General features: G+C 67.3%; 25 protein-coding genes. 11 read left to right on the top strand and 14 right to left on the bottom strand.

Annotation, left to right across the window (positions count from 1 at the left end; all coding sequences use genetic code 11):
- Positions 1–137 precede the first annotated feature (137 nt).
- From leuB to KL771_RS25085, 7 genes are all read right to left on the bottom strand, one after another.
- Positions 138–1250: a 3-isopropylmalate dehydrogenase gene (leuB, locus tag KL771_RS25115; RefSeq protein ID WP_261971253.1), complete on the bottom strand. Its 1113-nt coding sequence runs from the start codon at positions 1248–1250 to the stop codon at positions 138–140.
- A 187-nt stretch (positions 1251–1437) separates the two neighbouring features.
- Positions 1438–2121: a carbonic anhydrase gene (locus KL771_RS25110; protein ID WP_261971252.1), complete on the bottom strand. Its 684-nt coding sequence runs from the start codon at positions 2119–2121 to the stop codon at positions 1438–1440.
- Positions 2122–2284: 163 nt separating this feature from the next.
- Positions 2285–3856 (bottom strand): GMC family oxidoreductase, encoded by a 1572-nt coding sequence (locus tag KL771_RS25105; RefSeq protein WP_261971251.1) that lies wholly within the window; start codon positions 3854–3856, stop codon positions 2285–2287.
- A gap of 20 nt (positions 3857–3876) precedes the next feature.
- Entirely contained in the window at positions 3877–4425 is a 549-nt protein-coding gene (locus KL771_RS25100; protein WP_261971250.1) for a gluconate 2-dehydrogenase subunit 3 family protein, read from the bottom strand.
- 47 nt (positions 4426–4472) lie between these two features.
- Positions 4473–4868 (bottom strand): VOC family protein, encoded by a 396-nt coding sequence (locus KL771_RS25095; protein ID WP_261971249.1) that lies wholly within the window; start codon positions 4866–4868, stop codon positions 4473–4475.
- 42 nt (positions 4869–4910) lie between these two features.
- Positions 4911–5321, bottom strand: coding sequence for a c-type cytochrome (locus KL771_RS25090; RefSeq protein ID WP_261971248.1), 411 nt, complete (start codon positions 5319–5321; stop codon positions 4911–4913).
- Between the two features lie 102 nt (positions 5322–5423).
- On the bottom strand, positions 5424–5762 hold the full coding sequence (locus KL771_RS25085; RefSeq protein ID WP_261971247.1) for a ribbon-helix-helix domain-containing protein: 339 nt from the start codon (positions 5760–5762) through the stop codon (positions 5424–5426).
- A gap of 243 nt (positions 5763–6005) precedes the next feature.
- Between KL771_RS25085 and KL771_RS25080 the strand changes: the two genes are divergently transcribed.
- A complete protein-coding gene (locus tag KL771_RS25080) occupies positions 6006–6392 on the top strand; it encodes a hypothetical protein (RefSeq protein ID WP_261971246.1) in 387 nt (128 codons plus the stop codon).
- Positions 6393–6395: 3 nt separating this feature from the next.
- On the opposite strand, the gene KL771_RS25075 is transcribed toward KL771_RS25080, so the two are convergent.
- A complete protein-coding gene (locus KL771_RS25075) occupies positions 6396–6863 on the bottom strand; it encodes a DUF3806 domain-containing protein (RefSeq protein ID WP_261971245.1) in 468 nt (155 codons plus the stop codon).
- 208 nt (positions 6864–7071) lie between these two features.
- Between KL771_RS25075 and proB the strand changes: the two genes are divergently transcribed.
- From proB to KL771_RS25045, 6 genes are all read left to right on the top strand, one after another.
- Positions 7072–8190 (top strand): glutamate 5-kinase, encoded by a 1119-nt coding sequence (gene proB, locus KL771_RS25070; RefSeq protein WP_261971244.1) that lies wholly within the window; start codon positions 7072–7074, stop codon positions 8188–8190.
- A complete protein-coding gene (locus KL771_RS25065; RefSeq protein ID WP_261971243.1) occupies positions 8187–9476 on the top strand; it encodes a glutamate-5-semialdehyde dehydrogenase in 1290 nt (429 codons plus the stop codon). The genes proB and KL771_RS25065 overlap by 4 nt, the downstream gene beginning before the upstream one ends.
- 2 nt (positions 9477–9478) lie before the next feature.
- Positions 9479–10108: a nicotinate-nucleotide adenylyltransferase gene (locus tag KL771_RS25060; RefSeq protein WP_261971375.1), complete on the top strand. Its 630-nt coding sequence runs from the start codon at positions 9479–9481 to the stop codon at positions 10106–10108.
- A 75-nt stretch (positions 10109–10183) separates the two neighbouring features.
- Positions 10184–10378: a hypothetical protein gene (locus tag KL771_RS25055; protein WP_140940252.1), complete on the top strand. Its 195-nt coding sequence runs from the start codon at positions 10184–10186 to the stop codon at positions 10376–10378.
- Positions 10375–10866, top strand: coding sequence for a type II toxin-antitoxin system HicB family antitoxin (locus KL771_RS25050; protein WP_390867689.1), 492 nt, complete (start codon positions 10375–10377; stop codon positions 10864–10866). The genes KL771_RS25055 and KL771_RS25050 overlap by 4 nt, the downstream gene beginning before the upstream one ends.
- A 369-nt stretch (positions 10867–11235) precedes the next feature.
- A complete protein-coding gene (locus KL771_RS25045; RefSeq protein ID WP_261971242.1) occupies positions 11236–11679 on the top strand; it encodes a hypothetical protein in 444 nt (147 codons plus the stop codon).
- Between the two features lie 38 nt (positions 11680–11717).
- On the opposite strand, the gene KL771_RS25040 is transcribed toward KL771_RS25045, so the two are convergent.
- From KL771_RS25040 to rsfS, 6 genes are all read right to left on the bottom strand, one after another.
- Positions 11718–12173, bottom strand: coding sequence for a hypothetical protein (locus tag KL771_RS25040; protein WP_261971241.1), 456 nt, complete (start codon positions 12171–12173; stop codon positions 11718–11720).
- Positions 12174–12256: 83 nt separating this feature from the next.
- Positions 12257–13432, bottom strand: a complete 1176-nt coding sequence (locus KL771_RS25035; RefSeq protein WP_261971240.1) for a divergent polysaccharide deacetylase family protein — start codon at positions 13430–13432, stop codon at positions 12257–12259.
- A 254-nt stretch (positions 13433–13686) separates the two neighbouring features.
- Positions 13687–15021, bottom strand: coding sequence for a S41 family peptidase (locus KL771_RS25030; RefSeq protein ID WP_261971239.1), 1335 nt, complete (start codon positions 15019–15021; stop codon positions 13687–13689).
- Positions 15018–16346 (bottom strand): murein hydrolase activator EnvC family protein, encoded by a 1329-nt coding sequence (locus KL771_RS25025; protein WP_261971238.1) that lies wholly within the window; start codon positions 16344–16346, stop codon positions 15018–15020. Before KL771_RS25025 ends, KL771_RS25030 begins: the two co-directional genes overlap by 4 nt.
- A gap of 612 nt (positions 16347–16958) precedes the next feature.
- Entirely contained in the window at positions 16959–17441 is a 483-nt protein-coding gene (rlmH, locus tag KL771_RS25020) for a 23S rRNA (pseudouridine(1915)-N(3))-methyltransferase RlmH (protein WP_261971237.1), read from the bottom strand.
- Between the two features lie 56 nt (positions 17442–17497).
- Positions 17498–17848: a ribosome silencing factor gene (gene rsfS / locus KL771_RS25015; RefSeq protein WP_315901525.1), complete on the bottom strand. Its 351-nt coding sequence runs from the start codon at positions 17846–17848 to the stop codon at positions 17498–17500.
- Positions 17849–18263: 415 nt separating this feature from the next.
- Between rsfS and KL771_RS25010 the strand changes: the two genes are divergently transcribed.
- The 4 genes from KL771_RS25010 (at position 18264) to KL771_RS24995 (ending at position 22309) form a co-directional block, all read left to right on the top strand.
- Positions 18264–18773 (top strand): RNA pyrophosphohydrolase, encoded by a 510-nt coding sequence (locus tag KL771_RS25010; protein WP_261971236.1) that lies wholly within the window; start codon positions 18264–18266, stop codon positions 18771–18773.
- Between the two features lie 5 nt (positions 18774–18778).
- Positions 18779–20020: an aminopeptidase gene (locus tag KL771_RS25005; RefSeq protein WP_261971235.1), complete on the top strand. Its 1242-nt coding sequence runs from the start codon at positions 18779–18781 to the stop codon at positions 20018–20020.
- Positions 20021–20330: 310 nt separating this feature from the next.
- Positions 20331–21503 (top strand): hypothetical protein, encoded by a 1173-nt coding sequence (locus tag KL771_RS25000; RefSeq protein WP_261971234.1) that lies wholly within the window; start codon positions 20331–20333, stop codon positions 21501–21503.
- Positions 21504–21514: 11 nt separating this feature from the next.
- Positions 21515–22309, top strand: a complete 795-nt coding sequence (locus tag KL771_RS24995) for an ATP-grasp domain-containing protein (RefSeq protein WP_261971233.1) — start codon at positions 21515–21517, stop codon at positions 22307–22309.
- The last annotated feature ends 45 nt before the right edge of the window (positions 22310–22354 follow it).

The following is a 22354-nucleotide window of genomic DNA, read 5'->3' as shown; positions in this document are numbered from 1 at the left end:
CGTCGGCAAGGCGTCCGGGATTCCGTCCGCGATGATCGGACGGAATCGGACGGCCGGCGCGACGTCTCCAAAAGGAGCGGGCCGATCCGAGGACCGGCCCGCGCGGACGATGCGATTTGGGGAAGCCGTGGTCCCGATCAGCGGGCGAGGCTCTCCAGTTCCTTGAGGATGGCGGCGCCCATCTCCTGGGTGCTGACCGCGTTGGAGCCCTTCTCGGCAATGTCCTTGGTGCGGGTGCCGGTGGCCAGCACGTTGGCGATGGCCTTGTCGAGCAGGTCGGCGGCCTCGCCGAGGCCGAAGGAATAGCGCAGCGCCATGCCGACGGAAGCGATCATGGCGATCGGGTTGGCGAGGCTGCGGCCGGCGATGTCCGGGGCGGAGCCGTGCACCGGCTCGTAGAGCGACTTGCGCTGGCCGGTGGTCGGATCGGGGGCGCCGAGCGAGGCGGAGGGCAGCATGCCGAGCGAGCCGGTCAGCATGGCGGCCACGTCGGACAGGATGTCGCCGAACAGGTTGTCGCAGACGATCACGTCATACTGCTTCGGCCAGCGCACGAGCTGCATGGCGCAGTTGTCGGCGAGCACGTGCTCGAGCTGCACGTCCGGATATTCTTCCTTGCCGATCTTGGTGACGACCTGGTTCCACAGCACGCCGGACTTCATGACGTTGCGCTTCTCGGCCGAGGAGACCTTGTTGCGCCGGGTGCGGGCGAGATCGAATGCGACGCGGGCGATGCGCTCGATCTCGTGGGTCGTGTAGAGCTGGGTGTCGACCGCGCGCTTCTCCCCGTTCTCCAGCGTCACGATCTCCTTCGGCTCGCCGAAATAGACGCCGCCGGTGAGTTCGCGCAGGATCAGGATGTCGAGGCCCTCGACCACGTCGCGCTTCAGCGAGGAGGCGTCGGCAAGCGCCGGATAGCAGATGGCCGGGCGCAGGTTGGCGAACAGGCCGAGATCCTTGCGCAGGCGCAGCAATCCGGCCTCCGGGCGCGCGTCATAGGGCACGCCGTCCCACTTCGGGCCGCCGACCGCGCCGAACAGGACCGCATCGGCCTGGTCGGCAAGCTTCATCGTGTCCTCGGAGATGGCCTTCCCGCAGGCGTCATAGGAGGCGCCGCCGACCAGCGCCGTCTCGGTCTCGAAGGACGCGATGCCGCGCTTGCCGAACCAGTTCAGAATGCCCTTGGCCTCTCCCATGATCTCGGGGCCGATCCCGTCGCCGGGCAGGAGAAGGAGATTGTGGGACGCCATGGGGTTCCTCGCAGGGTCTGGGTGGCCGGGACGCGTCGGGGCGGAGCCGGAACGAGCGGCGTTCTTTAGCAAGCGTCCTCAAGGGCGGCAACGTTCGGCGTGCCGGTCTGGCGTTGGTACGAATAGGTACCAAAAAGCGCGGCGGACCGAGCCCATGCGCGCCGGTACGAGACCCCTGCCGATGGCGTCAGCCGGCCGGCATGGCCACCCGCGAGAGGCCGGTGTCGGTCGGCTCGGCATCGCCGAGCGCCTGCCACCGATCGGAGGCTTCGTCATAGACGTGCAGTTCGCCGAGGCTGATGTCGAACCAGGCACCGTGCAAGGCGAGCTTGCCGCGGCTTTCCAGGGTATTGACGCAAGGAAAGCTGCGCAGGTTGTTCAGGGAATGGCGGATCGAGATCCGTTCCAGGAGATGGCGGCGCTGGTCGGGCGCGAGGCCTTCGTGGCAGGCGCATTCGGCGACCGGCTGTTCCAGGAGCGAGATCCACTTGCCGATGAAGTCGCCGGGCGAGAGCGGTTCGGCATTCTCGTTGAGCGCCGCCGCGATGCCGCCGCAGCGGCCGTGACCCATGACCACGATCGTCTTCACCCGCAGCGCCATGACGGCGAATTCGAGCGCCGCCGAGGTGCCATGGTGCTCGCCGTCGGGGGTGTAGGGTGGAACCAGATTGGCGACGTTGCGCACGACGAAGAGATCGCCGGGCGGCGCGTCGAAGATCAGCTCGGGCGCGGCGCGGCTGTCGCAGCAGGCGATGATCATGGTCTCGGGCTTCTGGCCGGCTTCGGCCAGATGGCGATAGCGCTCGTGTTCGACCGTGTACCGGCCCGACCGGAAATTCCGATATCCGTGGAGAAGTCGCGTTGGCAGCATGACAGGCCCTCCAGTCCGTTCGATCGCATTAAATCGCAGCCGCGGCGAGACTAGATGGTGCGGCGCAGCGATCTGTCACGGTGCCGGAGAGACTTTTCGTATAGCCCGAAAGGACGACCGGCGCCGGGGGTGCCGACGCCGGTCGCAAGGCGCGCGGAGCGGATCAGATGTTCTTCTTGCCCATCTCGGCGGCGATGAACTCGGCCTGTCGCGTGGCGAGCGCCACGATCGTCAGGGTCGGGTTCTCGGAGGCGCCGGTGGTGAACTGGCTGCCGTCGGAGATGAACAGGTTCTTCACGTCGTGCGTCTGGCCGTATTTGTTGCAGACGCCGTCGCGGGCATTGGCCGACATGCGACAGGTGCCGAGATTGTGGGTCGACGGATAGGGCGGTGTCGGGAAGGTGCGGACCGCGCCGACCGCGTCATAGACCGCCGCGCCCTGCTTCCAGGCATGGTTGCGCATGGCGATGTCGTTGGGATGGTCGTCGAAATGCACGTTCGGGACCGGCATCCCGTATTTGTCCTTCTGGGTGGCGTGCAGCGTGATGCCGTTCTTCTCCTGCGGCATGTCCTCGCCGACGATCCACATGCCGGCCATGTTCTCGTAGCCGTCCATGGCCGAGGTGAAGGACCGCCCCCAGCCGCCCGGATCCAGGAACGCGGCCATGAAGGGCAGGCCGAGCGACAGCGTCTCCATCTCGTAGCCGGCCGCGAAGCCGCGCTTGGGATCGTGCACGGACTCGTCCTTGATGATCCCCGCCATCGTCGTGCCGCGCCACATCTTCACCGGCTTCTCGAACACGGCATAGACCGAGGCGGTCAGGTGGCGCATGTAGTTGCGCCCGACCTGGCCCGACGAATTGGCCAGCCCGTTCGGGAACAGGTTGGAAGCGGAGTTGAGCAGCAGCCGCGGCGTCTCGATCGAATTGCCGGCCACCGCCACGATGCGTGCCTTCTGACGCTGGACCGTGCCGGTCTTGTCGGCATAGACGACCGCCGTCACCTTGCCGGAGGCGTCGTGCTCGATCTTCAGCACATGGCTGTTCGGCCGGACCTCCAGATTGCCGGTCGCCTCGCCCTTCGGGATTTCCGAATAGAGCGTCGACCACTTGGCGCCCGACTTGCAGCCCTGGAAGCAGAAGCCGATCTGCTGGCAGGCGCCGCGGCCGTCGCGGGCCTGCGAGTTGATCGACATGTTGCCGGTCGAGACGGTCTTGTAGCCGAGCTTCTTGGCGCCGGCTTCGAACACCTTGTAGTTGTTGTTGCCGGGCAGGCCGGGAATGCCGTGGGTCCGGGTGGTGCCCATCCGGTTCTCGGCCTTCTCGTACCAGGGCTCCATCTCGGCGAGCGTGATCGGCCAGTCGAGCAGGTTGGCGCCGGCAAGTTCGCCATAGGTGGTCTTGGCCTTGAACTCATGCTCCTGGAAGCGCAGCGAGGCGCCGGCCCAGTGGATGGTCGAGCCGCCGACCGCGCGCACGATCCAGGCCGGCAAGCCGGGGAAGTCGCGCGCCACGCGCCAGGATCCGGAGGTGGTGCGCGGATCGAGCCACGAGATCTTCGAGAAGTTCGACCATTCGTCGTTCTCGAAATCCTCGATCTCGTGCCGCCCGCCTGCCTCCAGGCAGACGACCTTGATGCCCTTGAGGGCGAGATCGGTCGCCAGCGTGCCGCCGCCGGCGCCGGAGCCGATCACCACGACGACGCCGTCGTCGTCGAGCTTGAAGGGTGCAGCCATGGGGGTGTCCTCCCTGCCGGTCAGAGCCAGGCGATGTCGTTGAAGCCGCGGTTGATGTAACCGCCCTTGGAAGCGGATTCGCCTTCGTAACCGAAGAGCGGCCAGACTTCCTTCTGGTTGTAGAGGCTGACCACCAGGGTGCCGCGCACCTTCTGGAAGAAGCTGTCCTTCTCCATGGCCTTCAGGATCGCCACGCGGTCGGCCTCCCAGCCGACCTCCGCATAGCCGACGCCATGGGCGGCCTTCGCCTTGGCGTCGAGGCCGGCAATGCCCTCCTCGACCAGTGCCTTGGCGCCTGCGTCCTTGGCGGCGTCGGTGTCGAAGCCCTTGACGGCGACGGCGTAGAAGCGGTCGGCGAGCCGGTCATGCGGATAGATGTCGCGGGCCATCCGGATCAGGGTCCGGAGCGTGGTCGGCTTCAGGGCCTGAGCCTCCAGCGCCCAGGCCTCGGTGGGGCAGAAGATCGCCCCGCCCTTGACCACGATGGCGGCGGCGGTGCCGGTGAGCAGGAAATTGCGTCGGCTGAGGCCCTTCTTGTCCGGGGCCGGCAGTTCATCGCGTTTGGTCATTCGCGTTCCTCCCGAGTGTCGATCGGCCGGCCTCCCGCCGGCCGGTATCAGCGGTAGCGTCCGTGGGTCTGCAGCACCTCGATCTTGTAGCCGTCCGGATCCTGGACGAAGAAGAAGCGGGCCATCAGGCCGCCGTCGCGGTGGAACTCCTTGATCGGATTGGGATTGAGTCCGGCCGCGACGAAGCGGGCATGCTCGGCGTCGAGATCGGCCACCGCGAAGGCGATATGGCCATAGCCGGTGCCGAGCTCGTAGGGCTCGGTCCGGCCGTGATTGATGGTCAGCTCGACTTCGAAATCATTCTCGGCATTGCGCAGGTAGACGAGCGTGAAGCCGTCGAAGTCGAACCGGTCGGCGACCGCGAGGCCGAACGCCTGGCCGTAGAACGCGACCGATCGGGCCTCTTCGAGGACCCGGATCATCATGTGGATTGCCTTCGCCATGCCAACCTCTTGGACTGGGAGCCGTGCCGGACTGTCGTGCGATCATTTCGCCGACAGGGATTTCAGATACTGGATGATCAGCTTGCGCTTGTCTTCGTCTGCCTGGCGGTAGTTCATGACTGTACCGGGCCGGGTCAGCTGCGCGTTGGTGATCCACGGCTCGAGCAGGTCCTCGGTCCAGACCTCGCCCCAGGATTGCAGCGCGGGCGAATAGGTGAAGCCGGGCAGGGTCCCGGCCTTGCGCCCGATCACGCCGTGCAGGTTGGGACCCTGGCGCGGTGCGGCGCCCGGTTCGGCGCTGTGACAGGTTCCGCAGCTCTTCAGGAATTGGGCCTTGCCGGCCTCCAGGTCGTCGGCGCGGCCGGGCACCGTCAGCGTCAGGACAGAGGCCGCCTGGGCAAAGATCATCGTCGCCGCAGCCGCGCAGGCTGCAGTCTTCCGGGAACCGATCAAGGGCACTTCCTCCAGCGGATCCGTTTGCGGATCTTCGTGGCTTCTGGAGGGAGTGTAGGCGTTCGCCGGCGGAGCGGGTGGTAGGTCTATACTACAAGCGCGCTATTCGGCCGCCGCGAGCGGGTAGCGGAAATCCCGGCGCGCCTCGACGGCGAGCGCCGTCTCGACCTCGTCGCGACCGCGGATTTCGGCCAGATAGGTCAGGCAGGCACAGCGCAGCAGCGAGGCGAAATTGGCCACCTCGCCGTGCCGGTCCAGGATCTCGTCATGCAGCTTGGTCAGGAATTTCGGCAGCGTCACGCCCTGCTGGTCCGCGATCTCCTCGAGAATCTGCCAGAAGCGCAGCTCAAGTCGGATCGAGGTGGCGTGGCCGCCGAGCCGGACGGACCGGGTCTGGAATGCGTAGGTCGCCGGCGGCAGGCTCGCGAAAATCTGGCACATGCGGTTCCTCCCAGGGCGCACCCGATCTGACGTCGGGTGTCGCCTCATACTTTATGCGCAGACGCCGCCGGACACTACTGGCCTTTCTGAGGAGGATCGGGGACGCAATATCGGCGAAACGAAAGAGGGGTAGCTCTGGGGAAGGTGCCGGTGGTCCGGCCGCGCGGGTCCCTTCCGGAAGGCTTCCCGGAGCCTCCGCAGGGTCATGGCGGTGTCTTTGCGTCATCCATGGAGGGGACGGGCATGCTCCGCAGAGCCTTCCGGGCGCCGGCCGCAGCGGCCGCCATCCTCTTCGCGCTGCCCCCCGCCACCGCCCCGGCCCAGGAGATCGGCGGCGTCTATGCCGTCAAGGGCACCAATTTCGACGGCACGACCTATCGCGGCAAGGCGACCATCTCGCTGACCGACAGCACCAATTGCCGCATCGTCTGGGAGACCGGCGGCGCCACCTCGGTCGGCATCTGCATGCGCAATCTCGACGCCTTCTCGGCCGCCTATGCGCTCGGCCATTCCTTCGGCCTCGTCGTCTACCACATCCAGCCGGACGGCTCGCTCGAAGGCGTCTGGAGCACGGCCGACCAGTCCGGCGCCGGCACCGAGACGCTGACGCCGCAGGCCGCGCAGCGGTAACGGTCACTCTCGTGGCGAGCGCTTGGCCTTGCCCTGTTCAACCTCTTCTTCAACGATCGTCACAAGGTTGGAGAACAGCCTCGCGACCTTGAAGGGGCCGCCGTCTGCCAGCTTGTTTTCGAGCGCAAAGTTTATGCGGATCAAGGCGTCGAATTCCGCATGCTTGATCGCGAAATGCGTGCCGTATTCGTCGATCACCACGCACCACTGCAGGGAAATGCCGTCCTGCATGCGGGCCTCCAGGCCGATCAGAACCTCGCTGAAGGCAATCGCGTAGGCTTCCGCGGCTGCGAACACGGCCGCCCTCGTGGTCGGATCGTCGATCAGGGCCTGGAGGATGGCCAGATCGGTCGGCTGGCGCATCAGGTGCGCCCCGGGCAAGACGATCGCGGTCTTGTCGGCGGCGGTACGCCAGAGCGTTTCCAGCATGCGTCGATCGGCCGGGGTCAGACGGCGGATATTCATGGTCATGGCTGCATGCCCCGACGGATCGTTCCGGGCGGCACGCTAGCGCGGGCGCAACCGTCGATAAAGCAAGATGTCGCACGAAAGTCTCCCGCGAACGACATTTGAACCGAAGTTGGCGTCTGCCGATGTGCCACAGCCGGCCTCGCCCCGGTTGCCCCGCCGCGCAATCGCGTCTATGCGGAGGACCCCGTCCAGAACCGGCCAGAAACCCATGCCCGCCCTCCGCGACCACCGCCGCATCGTCGTCAAGATCGGCTCCGCCCTGTTGGTCGACCGTGCCACCGGCGCCCTGAAGCAGCCGTGGCTGGAAAGCCTCGCCGACGACGTCGCAGGTCTGATGAAGGGCGGCGCGGAGGTGATCCTGGTTTCCTCCGGCGCCATCGCGCTCGGTCGCGGCCGGCTCGGCCTGCCGAAGGGCGCGCTGCAACTGGCCGAGAGCCAGGCGGCGGCGGCCGTCGGCCAGATCGCGCTGGCGCGGGCCTATTCGGAGGTGCTCGGCGCGCATGGCTTCACGGCCGCGCAGGTACTCTTGACCCTCGACGACACCGAGAGCCGCCGGCGCTATCTGAACGCCCGCGCCACCCTGTCGGTGCTCCTGGAGCGCCGCGCCGTGCCGGTGATCAACGAGAACGACACGGTCGCCACCACCGAGATCCGCTACGGCGACAACGATCGCCTCGCCGCGCGCGTCGCCACCATGATCGGCGCCGATCTCCTCGTGCTGCTGTCCGACATCGACGGCCTCTATACCGCCCCGCCCAACGACGACCCGGACGCGAAGCTGATCCCGGTCGTGGAGCGGATCACGCCCGAGATCGAGGCCATGGCGGGCGGGGCCGGCTCGGAACTGTCGCGCGGCGGCATGAAGACCAAGATCGAAGCCGGCAAGATCGCCACCGATGCCGGCACGGCCATGATCATCACGCTCGGCAAGCGCCTGAACCCGCTCGGCGCGATCGATGCCGGCGCGTCCGCGACCTGGTTCCTCGGCCAGGGCAGCCCGGTCACGGCGCGCAAGAAGTGGATCGCCGGCTCGCTCGACGCGCGCGGCACCGTGCATGTCGATGCCGGCGCCGCCGGGGCGCTCCGGCGCGGCAAGAGCCTGCTGCCGGCCGGCTGCACCCGCGTCGAGGGCCGCTTCGCGCGCGGCGATGCGGTCCTGATCTCAGGTCCGGCCGGTGAACAGCTCGGCCGCGGGCTCATCGCCTTCGACGCCGACGACGCGGCTGCCATGCTGGGACGCAAGACCCATGAAATCGAGGCGGTTCTCGGCTATACGGGTCGCACGGTGATGATCCACCGCGACGACATGGTCCTGAGGGGCGAATGATGCTGGAAGCCCGCTTGATCGAAGGCTCGACGGTCGAGGAGACCATGCGCGAGATCGGGCGTCGTGCCCGCGGCGCCGCACGGGCGCTCGTGGTCGCGCCGACGGCCGTCAAGAATGCCGCGCTGGCCGCCATGGCGGCACAGATCCGGGCGTGCGCTCCGGCGATCCTGGCCGCCAATGCCGAGGACGTCGCGACCGCCATCCGCGACGGGCTCGCCGCCAGCTTCGTCGACCGGCTGACCCTCAATCCGGCGCGCATCGAGGCGATGGCGCGGGGCATCGAGGAGGTCGCCGGGCTTGCTGATCCGGTCGGCCGCGTGCTGGCCGGCTGGACCCGCCCGAACGGCCTCGTCATCGAGCGCGTCGCGACGCCGCTCGGCGTGATCGGGATCATCTATGAGAGCCGCCCGAACGTGACGGCGGATGCCGGCGCGTTGTGCCTGAAGAGCGGCAATGCGGCCATCCTGCGCGGCGGATCTGACAGCTTCCGCTCGTCCTCGGCGATCGTCGCCGCCCTGCGCGAGGGCTTGCACGAGGCCGGCCTGCCCGTGGATGCGATCCAGCTCGTGCCGACGCGCGACCGGGCTGCGGTCGGCGCCATGCTGCGCGGGCTCGACGGCGCCATTGACGTGATCGTGCCGCGCGGCGGCAAGAGCCTAGTGGCGCGCGTGCAGGACGAGGCGCGGGTGCCGATCTTCGCGCATCTGGAAGGCAACTGCCACGTCTACGTCCATGCCGCGGCCGATCTCGCCATGGCGCAGGCGATCGTCGTCAACGCCAAGATGCGCCGCACCGGCATCTGCGGCGCGGCCGAGACCCTGCTGGTTGACGCCGCCGTGGCCGAGACCCATTTGCCGGTGCTGGTCGCAGCCCTTCGGGCGGCCGGCTGCCGCATCCGCGGCGATGCGACGACGCGCCGGCTGTGCCCCGAGGTGGACGCGGCCGAGGAGGCCGATTGGTCGACCGAATATCTCGACGCGATCATCGCCGTGAAGGTGGCCGACGGTCTCGATGCCGCGATCGACCATGTCGGCCATTACGGCTCGCATCATACCGACGCGATCGTCACCGACGATCCGGCGGCGGCGGCGCGCTTCATGGCCGAGATCGATTCCGCCATCCTGCTCTGGAACGCCTCGACCCAGTTCGCCGACGGCGGCGAGTTCGGCATGGGGGCGGAGATCGGCATCGCTACCGGCAAGATGCATGCGCGCGGGCCGGTCGGCGTCGAGCAGCTGTGCTCGTTCAAGTATCGCGTCACCGGCACGGGTCAGGTCCGTCCGTGACCCTGGACGGCGCCGCGCCGGAGCCGCGCCTCGAGGACCTCAAGGTGCCGCCGGTCTTCGCCGGCCTGCGCGTCGGCCTGTTCGGCGGCTCCTTCGATCCGCCGCACCAGGGCCATGTCCATGTCGTCGAGACGGCGCTGGAACGGCTCCGCCTGGACCGGGTCTGGATGATGGTCACGCCCGGCAACCCGCTGAAGAACCGTGCCGGACTGCCCCCGCTCGCCGCCCGCATCGAGGCCGCGCGCGCCCTGGCGCGCCATCCGCGCGTGGTCGTGACCGGCCTGGAGGCCGGCTTCGGCTCACCCTATAGCTGGGAGACGGTGCGCCGGCTGACCGCCTGTCTGCCGGCGGTCCGCTTCGTCTGGATCATGGGCGCCGACAATCTCGGCGCCTTCCACCGCTGGCAGCACTGGCGGCGGATCGCCGACGCGGTGCCGATCGCGGTCGTCGACCGGCCCGGCTACACGCTTGCGGCCCTGTCCAGCCCCGCCGCCCGGGCGCTCGCCGGCCGCCGCATCCCCGAACACGAGGCCGCCTCGATCCTGGACGCGCCGCCCCCCGTCTGGACCTTCCTGCACGCGCCCCGCTCGCCCCTGTCCTCCACCGCCCTGCGCCGCGCGGGGGTGCGGTAGGGTTCGGAGATTGCGATTAGCTGGTCCTTGACTTCCGGACAAAAATGTCCGTTTCTGGGCGTCGGGGGAGACGGTATGAACAAGCGGGAGCGGTTCATCGCGCAATTGCGCGCAGACGCAAAGGCGCTCGGTCTCCCATTCAAGATCACCATGGCGCGCGGCAAGGGCGGTCATGCCATGGTCTGGGTCGGCACGCGCGTGACGACCTTGCCGAGCCGGGAAATCGATCCGAAAACCGAAGCCAAGATCAGAAAGACCCTCGGGCTGTGAACCCTGTGCCGTTCATGGGCCGCCGCCAATGTCAGGGAGCCACGATGCGAACCTTTAGCTACGAAGCCATCCTGGAGCCCGGCGAAGCTTCCGATGTCGTAGTCGTGTCCTTTCCGGATGTCCCTGAAGCCATCACCGAAGGCGACGACGAACACGCCGCATTGCTTTCGGCCGAAGAGGCGCTCGGTCTGGCCCTTTTGACCTATCCGGCCCGGGGCCTTGCTTTGCCGGCGGCCCGGACCGTGGGGCAGGGTCCGATCGTGACCGTCGCTGCCGATGTCGCTGCCAAACTCGCAGTTCTCGAAGCCTTCGCGGCGGCGGGCATCAGCAAGGCGGATCTGGCCGAAAGGCTCGGCAAGGACGAGAAGGCGGTGCGGCGCATTCTGGATCCGATGCATCCCACCAAACTGCCGGCCTTGTCCGAAGCCCTGGCGGCCATGGGACAGCGTCTGGTCATCGGGGTCGAGCCGATCGTCCGGGCCGCCTGAACGCCGGTCTCAGCCCGACTGTCCCTCGCGAAGGCCATTTCGCGGGAGACCAGGGTCAGGCGGGCGTCGTCGGCGATGAACTGGCGCTCATGGAGCCGATCACGCCGACAGAGTTGGTGATTCGCGACAGGATGTCGTGCATCCGCTCGATATTCTGTTCGAGCGTCAGGCTGGTCAGCAGGCTGTGGGGCCGGGATCGGTGTCCGGATCGTCGAACGGCTCGGGAGGTTCACGCTGATACCAGAAGTGCCGAACTGCAATTTTGCAGCTGCCAGGACGCCATCCTTGGGTTATCTTCACTTGAAAGCGTTCCGCGCGAAAGTTCTCAGGATTTTGTATTGAAGCTTCCGTTATGAAATGGATCCCTTCATGTCGATGTCAGTCCATGTCGTATTCCGCGGTCCTGTACCTGATATCTATGGTATACAGGATATTTTGAACAAAATTGGATTTGAGCTTTCCTTGGTCGAGTATCCGGTCAAATTTGAAGATCACACTGGATTTCTTCCGATGAAGCGTTTGGGGCGGCCTGCCGGTGCTGAATTCTATCTGGGCGGACCCGAAGATATTCGTCAGATCGATGATTGGGCCAAGGTTGGCTTCGATAGGCAGTTCGACAAGGTGGCCAGTCTGTACTTCGGTGGCGATCCGGAATGGGTAGCATCCGCCTACGCCTTTGCGTCCGCTTTTGCATCGGCCACAGGCGGCGTGGTCATCGACAGTGAAGAGGGCATTCTTCAGAATCCTGAGGACGCATTGGAGGCCGCCAGACTGATCTGGACGTGGGCCAATGAGCAAAGAATTAGTGAATAGTTCTATCATTTGATATTTTTGTTTTATCAGCATCTCTTCTAGGAGTTAATAATATGCATGTATTGATAAAAAGATATGTTTCTCTTTGCAATGTCGAGGATTTGTGACTTTGGCACGCCAATTTGATGGGCCATGAAAGACAGGTACTCGAGCTCGTAATCTGAAAGCCTTCCGTTTCGAGAGAGGGTCCCAATCAGGAGTGAATGCAAGGAATTATCGAAATCATCGAATTTTCGCTTCGAAAGGTCCTCGTTTAAAAGATCGCGGACATACTTGAGCGCGGCACCTCTCAAGCCTTCGGCGCCGCCGCACGTCCACATCAGGTCGGAAATGGTCACCACAAGTTTGGATTTCTCATCCAGGCTGTCCCAAACCGCTCGGCAAAAGTCCGCGCAAAGCCGCGACGAGGATCTGGCGGCGTTGAAGCCTTCGGAGTCCGGCGGCAGTGGCATGGCCTCCAGGATTTCGTCGAGTTCCGATCCATCCCACGCCATATCCCGGGCCTCCCTGCCAAGGCCTGCACTCACCGCAAAGATATACCGGATGTCGTGGCGATGCGGCTGCGAAGCCTTGGCTTTCAGCCCGACTGTCCCTCGCGGGCGGCCATGCTGGCCGGGACGATGATCAGGCCGCGGCCCTCGACGGACTTGGCCCATTCGCTGATCCGGCGCACCGAGACCGGCAGGGCGGAGGCGACGCCGATGGCGATGCCGCGGGCGCGGGCGAGGTTTTCGAGCTGCTGCAGGCGGGCGTCGATGGCCTGTTCGGTCGAGACGGCGTCGATGACCAGGTCGGCCTTGGCGAAGGGCAGTTTCGAGGTTCGCGCGATCGGTTCGGCGACCGACCGTGCCGAGGTTCCGTCGTCAAGATACATCATCCCGCGCGAGGCGATCTCGCGGAAGACAGGGGTCAGGCGGGCGTCGTCCGCGCTGAACTTGGCGCCCATATAGTTGATCACGCCGACATAGTTGGTGACCCGCGACAGCACGTAGTGCATCCGCTCGATATTCTGTTCGGCCGTCAGGCTGGTCAGCAGGGTGTGGGGGCCGGGATCGTTGTCGGGATAGTCGAACGGCTCCATGGGCAATTGCAGCAGGAGTTCGTGCCCGTCCTGGCGCGCGCGCTGCATCCAGCGGTCGAGGCTCGATCCGTAGGGGGCGAAGGCCAGCGTCACATCGGGCGGCAGCAGGCGCAGCGCCTCCTGGGTGCCGGTCTGGCTGAGACCGAGGCCACCGACCACGATCACCACCTTGGGCGTTGCCGCCGGGCGCTTCGGCACCGGCCGGGAATAGACTTCGAGCGCACGGGCGCCGTCGGGCGCGATCTTCGGCAGCGGGCCGAACTTGCCGCGATCGGTGACGCGGATCACCGGCGTCGAGGTCAGCGGCTGGCCTTCCGGCGGCACGCCGATGCGCTTGCCGGGATCGGCGGACCCCGCGCCGCCGCGCGTCCCCGGATCGGCCGGGCCGCCGGAGGCCGGCTCGCCGTCCTTCTGCTCGCCCGGCAGGCTGCCGCCCGCGCGCTTGGGATCGCCGACCCCGATATCGTTCGGTCCCACCCCGGTCTTGCCGCGGTCGATGCGGACCACGGCGGTCGGCTCGCCGCCGAATGGATCGGGGAAGAAGGCGGTCCAGACCACCGCGCCGGCCGACAGAAGCATCAAGAGGGCGATGCCGATCGCCCCGAAGGGCAATCGCTTCCAGCCGGTTTTGCTCGTCGTCAGGCCGAGCGGGGCGTTGAGATCATCCGCCATCAGGCGTTGCCGTTCCGTTGCGGGGCCGGGTCCGGCCCGGAATCGAAAGCCGCCGGATCGCATGCAGCGACCGGCGGCTCGTCTCGTCATCGGTGCTTCGTCGGTCTGCCCTCGGCCTGTCCGGTCGAAGGCCGAGCCTTGCGCGAATCACGGGCGGCGAGCCTCGACGCGAGTGTCCCGCATTCCGGCCCCGTCCGGGAGCGCCATTCGTTACGATCGTTACCGTCCCACTAAGGTCCTGCCGGCACCGAACATTAGTTCGGCACCGAGGCCTTCGGGTTCGGCGGGAAGTTGGCGTTGATCTGGACGCCGCGCAGCAGGTCGTAGGCGGTGTTCAGCGCGCGGTCTTCCTTGAGGTCGGACGGCACATAGGCCTGACTGCCGGACTTTTCCTCGGTCGCGTCGGTCGGGTTCTTCAGGTGCCCCTTCAGCCCGGCCTCGCCCTTGGTGTCGTCCTTGCCCTTGAGCTCGGCCGGCGCCTCCTGCAGCACCTCGATGTCCGGCTCGATGCCCTTGGCCTGGATCGAGCGGCCGGCCGGCGTGTAGTAGCGCGCGGTGGTCAGCCGGATCGCGCCGTTGGCGCCGAGCGGGATGATGGTCTGCACCGAGCCTTTGCCGAAGGAGCGGCTGCCCAGGATGGTCGCCCGGCGATGATCCTGCAGCGCGCCGGCGACGATCTCGGAGGCCGAGGCGGAGCCGCCGTTGACCAGAACGATGACCGGCTTGCCGCGGGTCAGGTCGCCCGGACGGGCGTTGTAGCGCTGGGTCTCCTCGGCATTGCGGCCGCGGGTGGAGACGACCTCGCCCTTCTCCAGGAAGGCGTCGGAGACCGAAATCGCCTGGTCGAGCAGGCCGCCCGGATTGTTGCGCAGGTCGAGCACATAGCCCTTGAGCTTGTCCGGACCGATCTCGCGGCTGATCTTCTCGATCGAGTCGCGCAGGCCTTCGAAGGTCTGCTCGTTGAACTGGGTGATGCGGACATAGCCGACATCGCCCTCGATGCGCGAGCGGACCGACTTGATGCGGATGATGTCACGCACGATCTTGATTTCGAGCGGATCGGCCGCGCCGTCGCGCTTGACGGTCAGCGTGATCGCCGAATTGACCGGGCCGCGCATCTTGTCGACCGCCTGGTTCAGCGTCATGCCCTGCACGTTCTCGCCATCGAGCTGCAGGATGATGTCGCCGGCGCGCACGCCGGCCCGATGCGCCGGGGTGTCGTCGATCGGGCTGACCACCTTGAGGGTCTGCTCCTCCATGGTGACCTCGATGCCGAGGCCGCCGAACTCGCCGCGGGTCTGCACCTGCATGTCGCGGAAGTTCTTGGGGCTCATGTAGCTCGAATGGGGATCGAGCGAGGACAGCATGCCGTTGATCGCCGCCTCGATCAGCTTGGCATCGTCCGGCTGTTCGACATAGTCGGAGCGGATGCGCTCGAAAACGTCACCGAACAGGTTGAGCTGGCGGTAGGTCTCGGCACCGGCCGCGACGGCCGTCCCGGCCAGGAGGTGGCGTCCTTCGGTGATCCCGATCACGGCACTGGCGCCGACGACCGCTCCCATGAACACCAGCGAGATTTTCCGCATCATCCGCGAACCTTTTCGTCACGAGAATGGCCCCACCACGGGGTCGGGTCGATCGGCGAATTCTCTTTCCTGAATTCGACGTAGAGGACCGGTTGGCCCGGCATCGCGTCCGTTTGACCGGACAGTGCCGCACCAGCCCCGCCTGGGCCGGACGTACCGGGAGGACCTAGTCCGACCGCCGCGCTGGCGAGGCGCCGCGATCCCATCGACCCAACCGGTTCGCCGGCGAGCACGAATTGTCCGATTTCCACATCGATACGATCCATGCCGGCCAGCACGACATGATATCCGCCGCCGCCATTGATGATCAAGAGTTTGCCATAGGACCGAAACGAGCCGGCGAACAGGATCCAACCGTCGCAGGGGCTGGACACGCGGGCGTCCGGGCGCGTGGCGATCTGGATGCCGCGGATGGTCCCCCCGAGCCCGTCATCGTCGCCGAAGCCCTTGAGCCGAATACCGGCTGCGGGCATCGGAAGCCGCCCGCGCGCCTCCGAAAACGGCAAGGCGGGCTGCAGACGGCTGGGATCCTGGAGGGCCGCTGTCACGGACTTTTGATCTTTCGCCGGCGGATGGGCACGCGCCTCGTCCTCGGCCCGGCGGGCGGCCTCCGCGGCGCGGCGGGCGCCGTCGATCTCCAGTTCCAGGCGTGTGACGAGGTCCTTCAGGCTGGTCGCCTTGCCGGCCAGGTCCTGCGAGCGGCGGCGTTCGTCGTCGAGCTTCTTCTGCTGGTCGAGACGCGAGCGGCGACGCTCCTCGAACAGCAGTTCCAGCCGGCTGCGTTCTTCGGCCAGGGCAAGCATGTCGGATTTGAACCGGTCGCGCTCGGCGGCGGACTGGTCGCGCAGGCGCACCATGCGGTCGAGATCGGCGATCAGGACCTCGGCCTCGCGGCGCAGTTCGGGCAGAAGCGCACCGACCAGGATGGCGCTGCGGACCGAAGCGAGCGCATCTTCCGGCCTGACCAGGAGCGCGGGCGGCGGCTTGCGGCCGATACGCTGCAGAGCGGCGAGCACGTCGGCAAGCACGGCACGCCGATCGGCGAGCGAACGGCGAATGCGCGCCGCATCGCCGTCCAGCGTTCCGATCCGGGCTTCCGTGGCGGACACGGCATCCTCCAGGCCGCGCACCCGCGCGGCCGTCTCGACCAATTGCGCCGAGATCCGGCTGCGGTCGCGTTCCAGGCCCTCGATCTCCAGCCGGATCTGCGCTTCCCGCTCTTCCGAGGTGCGGATGTCGCGGGCGAGCGCATCCAGTTCCGATTGGGTCTGGCGCTGCCGCTCGACCACGGCCGCCGCCGGATCGACGGTTGCGGCCACGATCGCCACGGGACCTGCCGGGGCCGGACCCGTCGCGATCGCCGGACCGGGAGACGGCACCCCCGCCGTCGCCGGCAAAGTCGCGGCCGGGGAGACCGCAGGCGGCGCTCCGGGGCGGCCGGCCTGCTGCCCGGCGCCGACCGGTTGTCCTGGGCCAGCCGGTTGTCCAGTGCCTGTCGGCTGTCCGGCCTGTCCCGGTCCCGCCGGGCCGCGCACCGATCCGGGTGCCTGGGCATCGACCTCACGCGCGCCGAAGGACGCCAGCAGTCCGACGAGAAAGAGGCGCGCCGCCGCGTAGGACCTCCCGCGAAGGCCCCCTGCCGCCGCCATTCCCGCTTCGCGCCTCTGCCGCACCGCTGTTTGCATCTCCGATAGCGCGCGCCGAATCGCGCGGCGCCTCGTGGTTTGAATCTGACACCTGCGGCCGGCAAATATCAGAGTGTCTCGATTGCGTATCCGACCCTCTTCGGTCCGAAGCGACCGTCGGTCTTCGCCGTCTGCGACCGGCGGACCGGACACGGGCCACGCCGTCGACCTCTGTAGGATCATACCGCATTGCGGCGCAATCGGGACCGTGCGGCACCGTCCCACGCGGCGCGGGCAGGGGGGCGCTTCGAGCCTTCAGGCGCGGTGGTAGGGGTGGCCGGACAGGATGGTCATCGCGCGATAGACCTGCTCGGCCAGCATCAGGCGCACCATCTGGTGCGGCCAGGTCATCACCCCGAAGGCCAGCGTCAGGTCCGCGCGCGTGCGGACGGCCGGTCCGTGCCCGTCGGGGCCGCCGATGGCCATCACGAGATCGCCGCACCCGGCGTCGCGCCGGGCCGCGATCCAGCGGGCGAAGTCCTCGGAGGAGAGGCCGCGGCCGGTTTCGTCGAGCGCGACCAGGGCGGTGCCGGGCTCGAGATCGGCCACGATCGCGGTCGCCTCCTCTGCGCGCCGGTCGTCGGACCGCGCGGCGCGGCTTTCGACATATTCCCGGCTATCGAGGCGCGTGAAACCGAGGGCCTTGCCGCTCTTGGCGGCACGGTCGAGATAGCGATCGACGAGTTCCCGCTCCGGGCCGGCCTTCAAGCGGCCGACCGCCACGATCCGGAGTCGCAAGGGACGAACCTCCGTCCGATCGGGGCACGGCCCCGCGGGAAAGGTGACGCGTGGCCTCAGCCGGCGACCAGACGCGGCGCGGTCGGTTCCGACTGCCACATCTTTTCGAGGTTGTAGAAGCCACGGACTTCGGGCCGGAAGATATGGACGAGCACGTCGCCCGCATCGACCAGGACCCAGTCGCAATGAGGCAAGCCCTCGACCCGAAGGTCGCGGAAGCCGGCCTCATGAAGTTCGCTCAGAAGCCGGTCCGCGATCGCGCCGACATGGCGATGCGACCGCCCGGAAGCGACCACCATCACGTCGGCGAGCGAGGACTTGCCTCGAATGTCGATGGGAACGATGTCCTCGGCCTTCGAATCGTCCAGGCTCTTGAGGACGGCCTTGGCCAGGATGTCGGCGTCCAAGCTTGCGCTCTCCAGACGGGCTCCGGCAGGATCGGGCTTGGGCGAGCGGCCAGGGGAACGCAGGCGCGTTTCCTGAGTCTCGATTGCCATGGTCAGCGGCGTAGTCTCCTCACATTCGGTGGCGGACGGTGATATCGGCCGCCACACCGCGGACGCACCTGTCCGCGTCCCAAAGATAGGGGCGACGAATTAACGATTTCAAGACGGTTTCGACCCGCGGCGGCCGAATCGGGTCCGACTGTTGCTTCATTTTGCACGGATGATGAACGTTCCGGGCAGGGCCTGGACGCCGGGCGGACGTGACCGGCACGGCATTGTGCGCTAATCCTCCTCGCCATCCCGGACGCCAGTCCCCTGGAAGCCCAGTCCCTGGCACTCCCCACGCTCAGAAGCCATCGTCGGACGAGGTCCTGCCGTGACGCCCCAAGAATTCGAGAGCCTGCCCTATCGTCCCTGCGTCGGCATCATGCTTCTCAATCCGGCGGGGCTCGTCTGGATCGGACGGCGCGCCAACGAGGGTCTCGTCGAGCACACCGCTCCGGGCCACGAATGGCAGATGCCGCAGGGCGGCATCGATCCCGGCGAGGATCCGCTCGAGGCCGCCCGCCGCGAGCTTTGGGAGGAAACCAACGTGCGCTCGGCCAGCCTGATTGCCGAGGCGCCGGATTGGTATGCCTACGACATCCCGCGTGCCGTGGTCGGTGCGCGCTGGAAGAACAAATGGCGCGGTCAGACGCAGAAGTGGTACGCGTTCCGCTTCGAGGGCGACGAGACCGAGATCGACATCTTCAATCCCCCGGCCGGCGAGCAGGAATTCGCTGAGTGGAAATGGGAGCGCATGGAGCGGCTGCCCGAACTGATCATCCCGTTCAAGCGCCCGGTCTACGAGCGCGTCGTCGAAGCCTTCAAATCCCTCGGAGCCTGAACCTCATGACCAACGACAATCGCACATTCGAAGCCCGCCTCGACAAGCTCGCCGAGGTGGCGGTTCGGGTCGGCCTCGGCGCGGTGAAGGGCCAGGAAGTGGTCATGACGGCGCCGCTCGATGCGGTCCCGCTCGCCCGGCGCATCACCCACCACGCCTACAAGGCCGGCGCCACCATCGTCACCATCCTCTACACCGACGACGCGACCACGCTGGAGCGCTTCGCCACCGCCTCCGACGAGAGCTTCGACAAGGCGACAGCCTGGCTCTACGACGGCATGGCCGCCGCCTTCCGCTCTGGCGCGGCGCGGCTCGCCATCGTGGGCGAGAACCCCTCGCTGCTCGCCGGCCAGGATCCGGCCAAGGTCGCCCGGGCCAACCGGGCCCGCTCGGCCGCCTACCGACCGGCGCTCGACCTGATCGCGCGCTCGGCGATCAACTGGACCATCGTCTCGGCCGCGACGCCGGCCTGGGCGCGGACCGTGTTCCCGGATCTGCCGGAGGCCGAGGCCGTCGCTCGGCTCTGGGACGCGATCTTCGCCGCCTCGCGCGTCGATACCCCCGATCCGATCGAAGGCTGGGCCGAGCACAACCGCGCGCTCGCCGTCAGGACCGGCATCCTCAACGAAAAGCGCTATGCGGCGCTGCGCTTCACCGGCCCCGGCACCGACCTCGAAGTCGGTCTCTGCGACGGGCACCGCTGGGCGGGGGGCGCCGGCAAGGCCGAGAACGGCATCACCTACAATGCCAACATCCCGACCGAGGAGGTCTTCACGACCCCGCACCGGGCCCGCGTCAACGGCCATGTCGCGGCGACCAAGCCGCTCTCCTACCAGGGCACGCTGATCCAGGACATCCGGGTCCGCTTCGAGGGCGGCGCCATCGTCGAGGCCCATGCCTCGTCGGGCGAGGACGTGCTGCGCAAGGTGCTGGAGATCGACGAGGGCTCGTGCCGGCTCGGCGAGGTCGCGCTGGTGCCCCATGCCTCGCCGATCTCGCTGTCCGGCTTGCTGTTCTTCAACACCCTCTACGACGAGAATGCCGCCAGCCACATCGCGCTCGGCCAGGCCTATGCCAAGACGGTCGAGGGCGGCGGCGAGATGACGCCCGAGCAGCAGATCGCTGCCGGCATCAATTCCAGCCTGATCCATATCGACTGGATGATCGGCTCCGGCGAGGTCGATGTCGACGGCGTCCGCCAAGACGGTTCGGTCGAGCCGGTCATGCGCAAGGGCGCTTGGGTGTGAGGAAATAGCGGCTTCTGGCGGGCGCCGGTTGGGGCGCCCGCCCGATAGGCAGCAAGGTGCGCGGATCGGCCACGCGTCTCGCGTTCTCCTCCGAAGCTTCTTGGCTCGATCTTCGCTCATTGCTACCTTGAGGGGAATATGGGCCTGTCCGGCGCATCCGCGATGGGAGCGGCCCTGCGGAGAACCGCCGATGGGGCCGATACGTTCGCTGTTCCTGGTCCTGGTGACGGTCTTCCTGTCCGGAATGGCGTCCGGTCTCCGGCCGGCAAACGCCGCGCCCGCGAAGGACCCGCTCGGCTCCGACAACCCGATGCGCATCGTCGTCGTCCGGGATTCGCGGCCGGATTGTGCCAGTGCGTGCGGCGAGTGGGTCTCCGCCCAGGGCGAGTTCGTCCGCGAGACGCCGGGTCTGTTTCGCAAGCTGTTCCGCGACCTTGGCCAACGCGACCTGCCGATTTTCATCGCCTCCTCCGGGGGCGATGTCGAAGCCGCGCTCCAGGTCGGCCGTCTGTTTCGAGCGCGGCGGGTGACTGTTGCGGTCCAGCGGACGCGCTTCGCCGATTGCGCTCCCGGCAAGCCGGCTTGTCCTGCCCCCAAATCGGGAGAGCCGGTGCGCGGGGAGCCGGATACAGGGATGTCGAACTGCGCTTCGGCCTGCGTCTATGCTCTTGCCGGTGCCGAAAGGCGCATTCTCGGGGCGGCGAGTGCCGTCGGCGTCCACCAGTCGCGCTCCGTCGCCCGAATCCACCGGCGCTACTACGTCCGCTTCATGATCGAGAACGGGCGCCGGCGTGAGATTTCCCGGCGCCTGATTTCCGAGAAGACGGTCGCGATCAAGCCTGAGGACCAAGGCGCGGGTGCCGATACCTACAAGCCGATCGCTCGGTATCTGCGTGAAATGGGCATCAGCGACGGTCTTCTCGCGCTGGCGACCGCCGTGCCGCCCTCGTCGATCCGCGCGCTGGATTGGAACGAAGTCGTTTCGACCAGACTGATGACCGAGTATCGTTCGCCGGCATCCTTGGTTCGACCGAGAACGCAGGAGACGGTCGAGTCCTTCGTGGCGATGCCGGCCGCCGTCGTATCGGCGAACCGGGGCGCGCGGGGCACCGATCCCTTGCCGGTCATGTTGAACATTGCCTTCGCGGTCGACGGCGAGGCATGGAATGCAGCCGGCTGGGCGGCACAGATCATGGCGGCGGACGGCCGGAACGACCGGTCCGGCCTTGTGGTCACGTTGCGGACCAATGGATCGGACGTCTCGACGAGCCAGCCTTCGGATGATCCGGTCGCCAACAAGGACGGGCTGGTTGTCGGGGCGCTCGGCCGCAAGGACCTGTGCGGCATGACCGGGCCCGCAAGCCGCCTGACCATTCGCGTCGAGTATTTCGATGCCGCGAAAGCGGCGGTGGAAGCCCGCATCGCCCGCAACGTGTCCCTGCCGGCCCTCGCCGAACTGCGTGACAGAGCCTGCAGGACTTGAGGGCCAGAGGAATGCATTGGGTCGTCCAGGAGGATTTTCTCGGCGCCGACGTTGCGGCCGAGCTCAGTGTCCTGCTTGAGCGCGCCGGCTTGCGACATGATTTCGTCAGGCTGCGCCTTCGGGGCGGCGGCCTGGAGCCCGAGATCGCGCCGGGTGGGCCCGTGGTCGTGATCGGTTCGGTCGCGCTGGTGCGAATCGGCCGGGCGCGGGGTTGGGCCCCCGGAGGCTGGCTCGGCCGGGACGGCGACGAGGACCATTTCTCGTTCGAAGCCTGCCGGGGCGCCCTCGGCGACCGGATGCTCAATGTGGATGGTCGGGTGCGGCGCTTTGCCGAGGTCACGGAACTGGATGCCGGGCGTGCTTTCATCCGTCCGGCCGACGACGGCAAGGCCTTTGCCGGGGCGGTCGTGACGCGCGAGGCGTTTTCCAGCTGGCGCGCAGGGATTGCTGGGCCGGACGCGCCCTGGCCGGTCGCGCCTGAGTGCCGCGTGGTGGTCGCTCCCGCGCGGGACATCCTGTCGGAAACGCGCTTCATCGTCGTCGACGGGCAGGTCGTCGCCGGCAGTCTCTATCGGCGCGGCGGGCAGGCGCTCTCGGACGGGCCGATCGACGACGCCGTTGCGGCCTTCGCGCGGGAGGTGGCGGCGATCTGGACGCCCGACCGGGTCGTGACGTTGGATGTCGCTCAAACCTCCGATGGCCCGAAGGTCATCGAATTCAACAATTTCAATTCGGCCCGCTGGTATGCGGTCGACCCGGGCCGGATCGTTGCGGCCATTGAGGCGATGGCGACCTGTAACGATTGACCGGTCGGATGGCGGTCGCCGATGGTTGGTTGGGTAGGGCCGGAG

Origin of the sequence: Prosthecodimorpha staleyi (assembly GCF_018729455.1) — a bacterium.
GTDB classification, from domain to species: Bacteria; Pseudomonadota; Alphaproteobacteria; order Rhizobiales; family Ancalomicrobiaceae; genus Prosthecodimorpha; species Prosthecodimorpha staleyi.
This window is presented reverse-complemented; position numbering and strand designations above follow the sequence as displayed.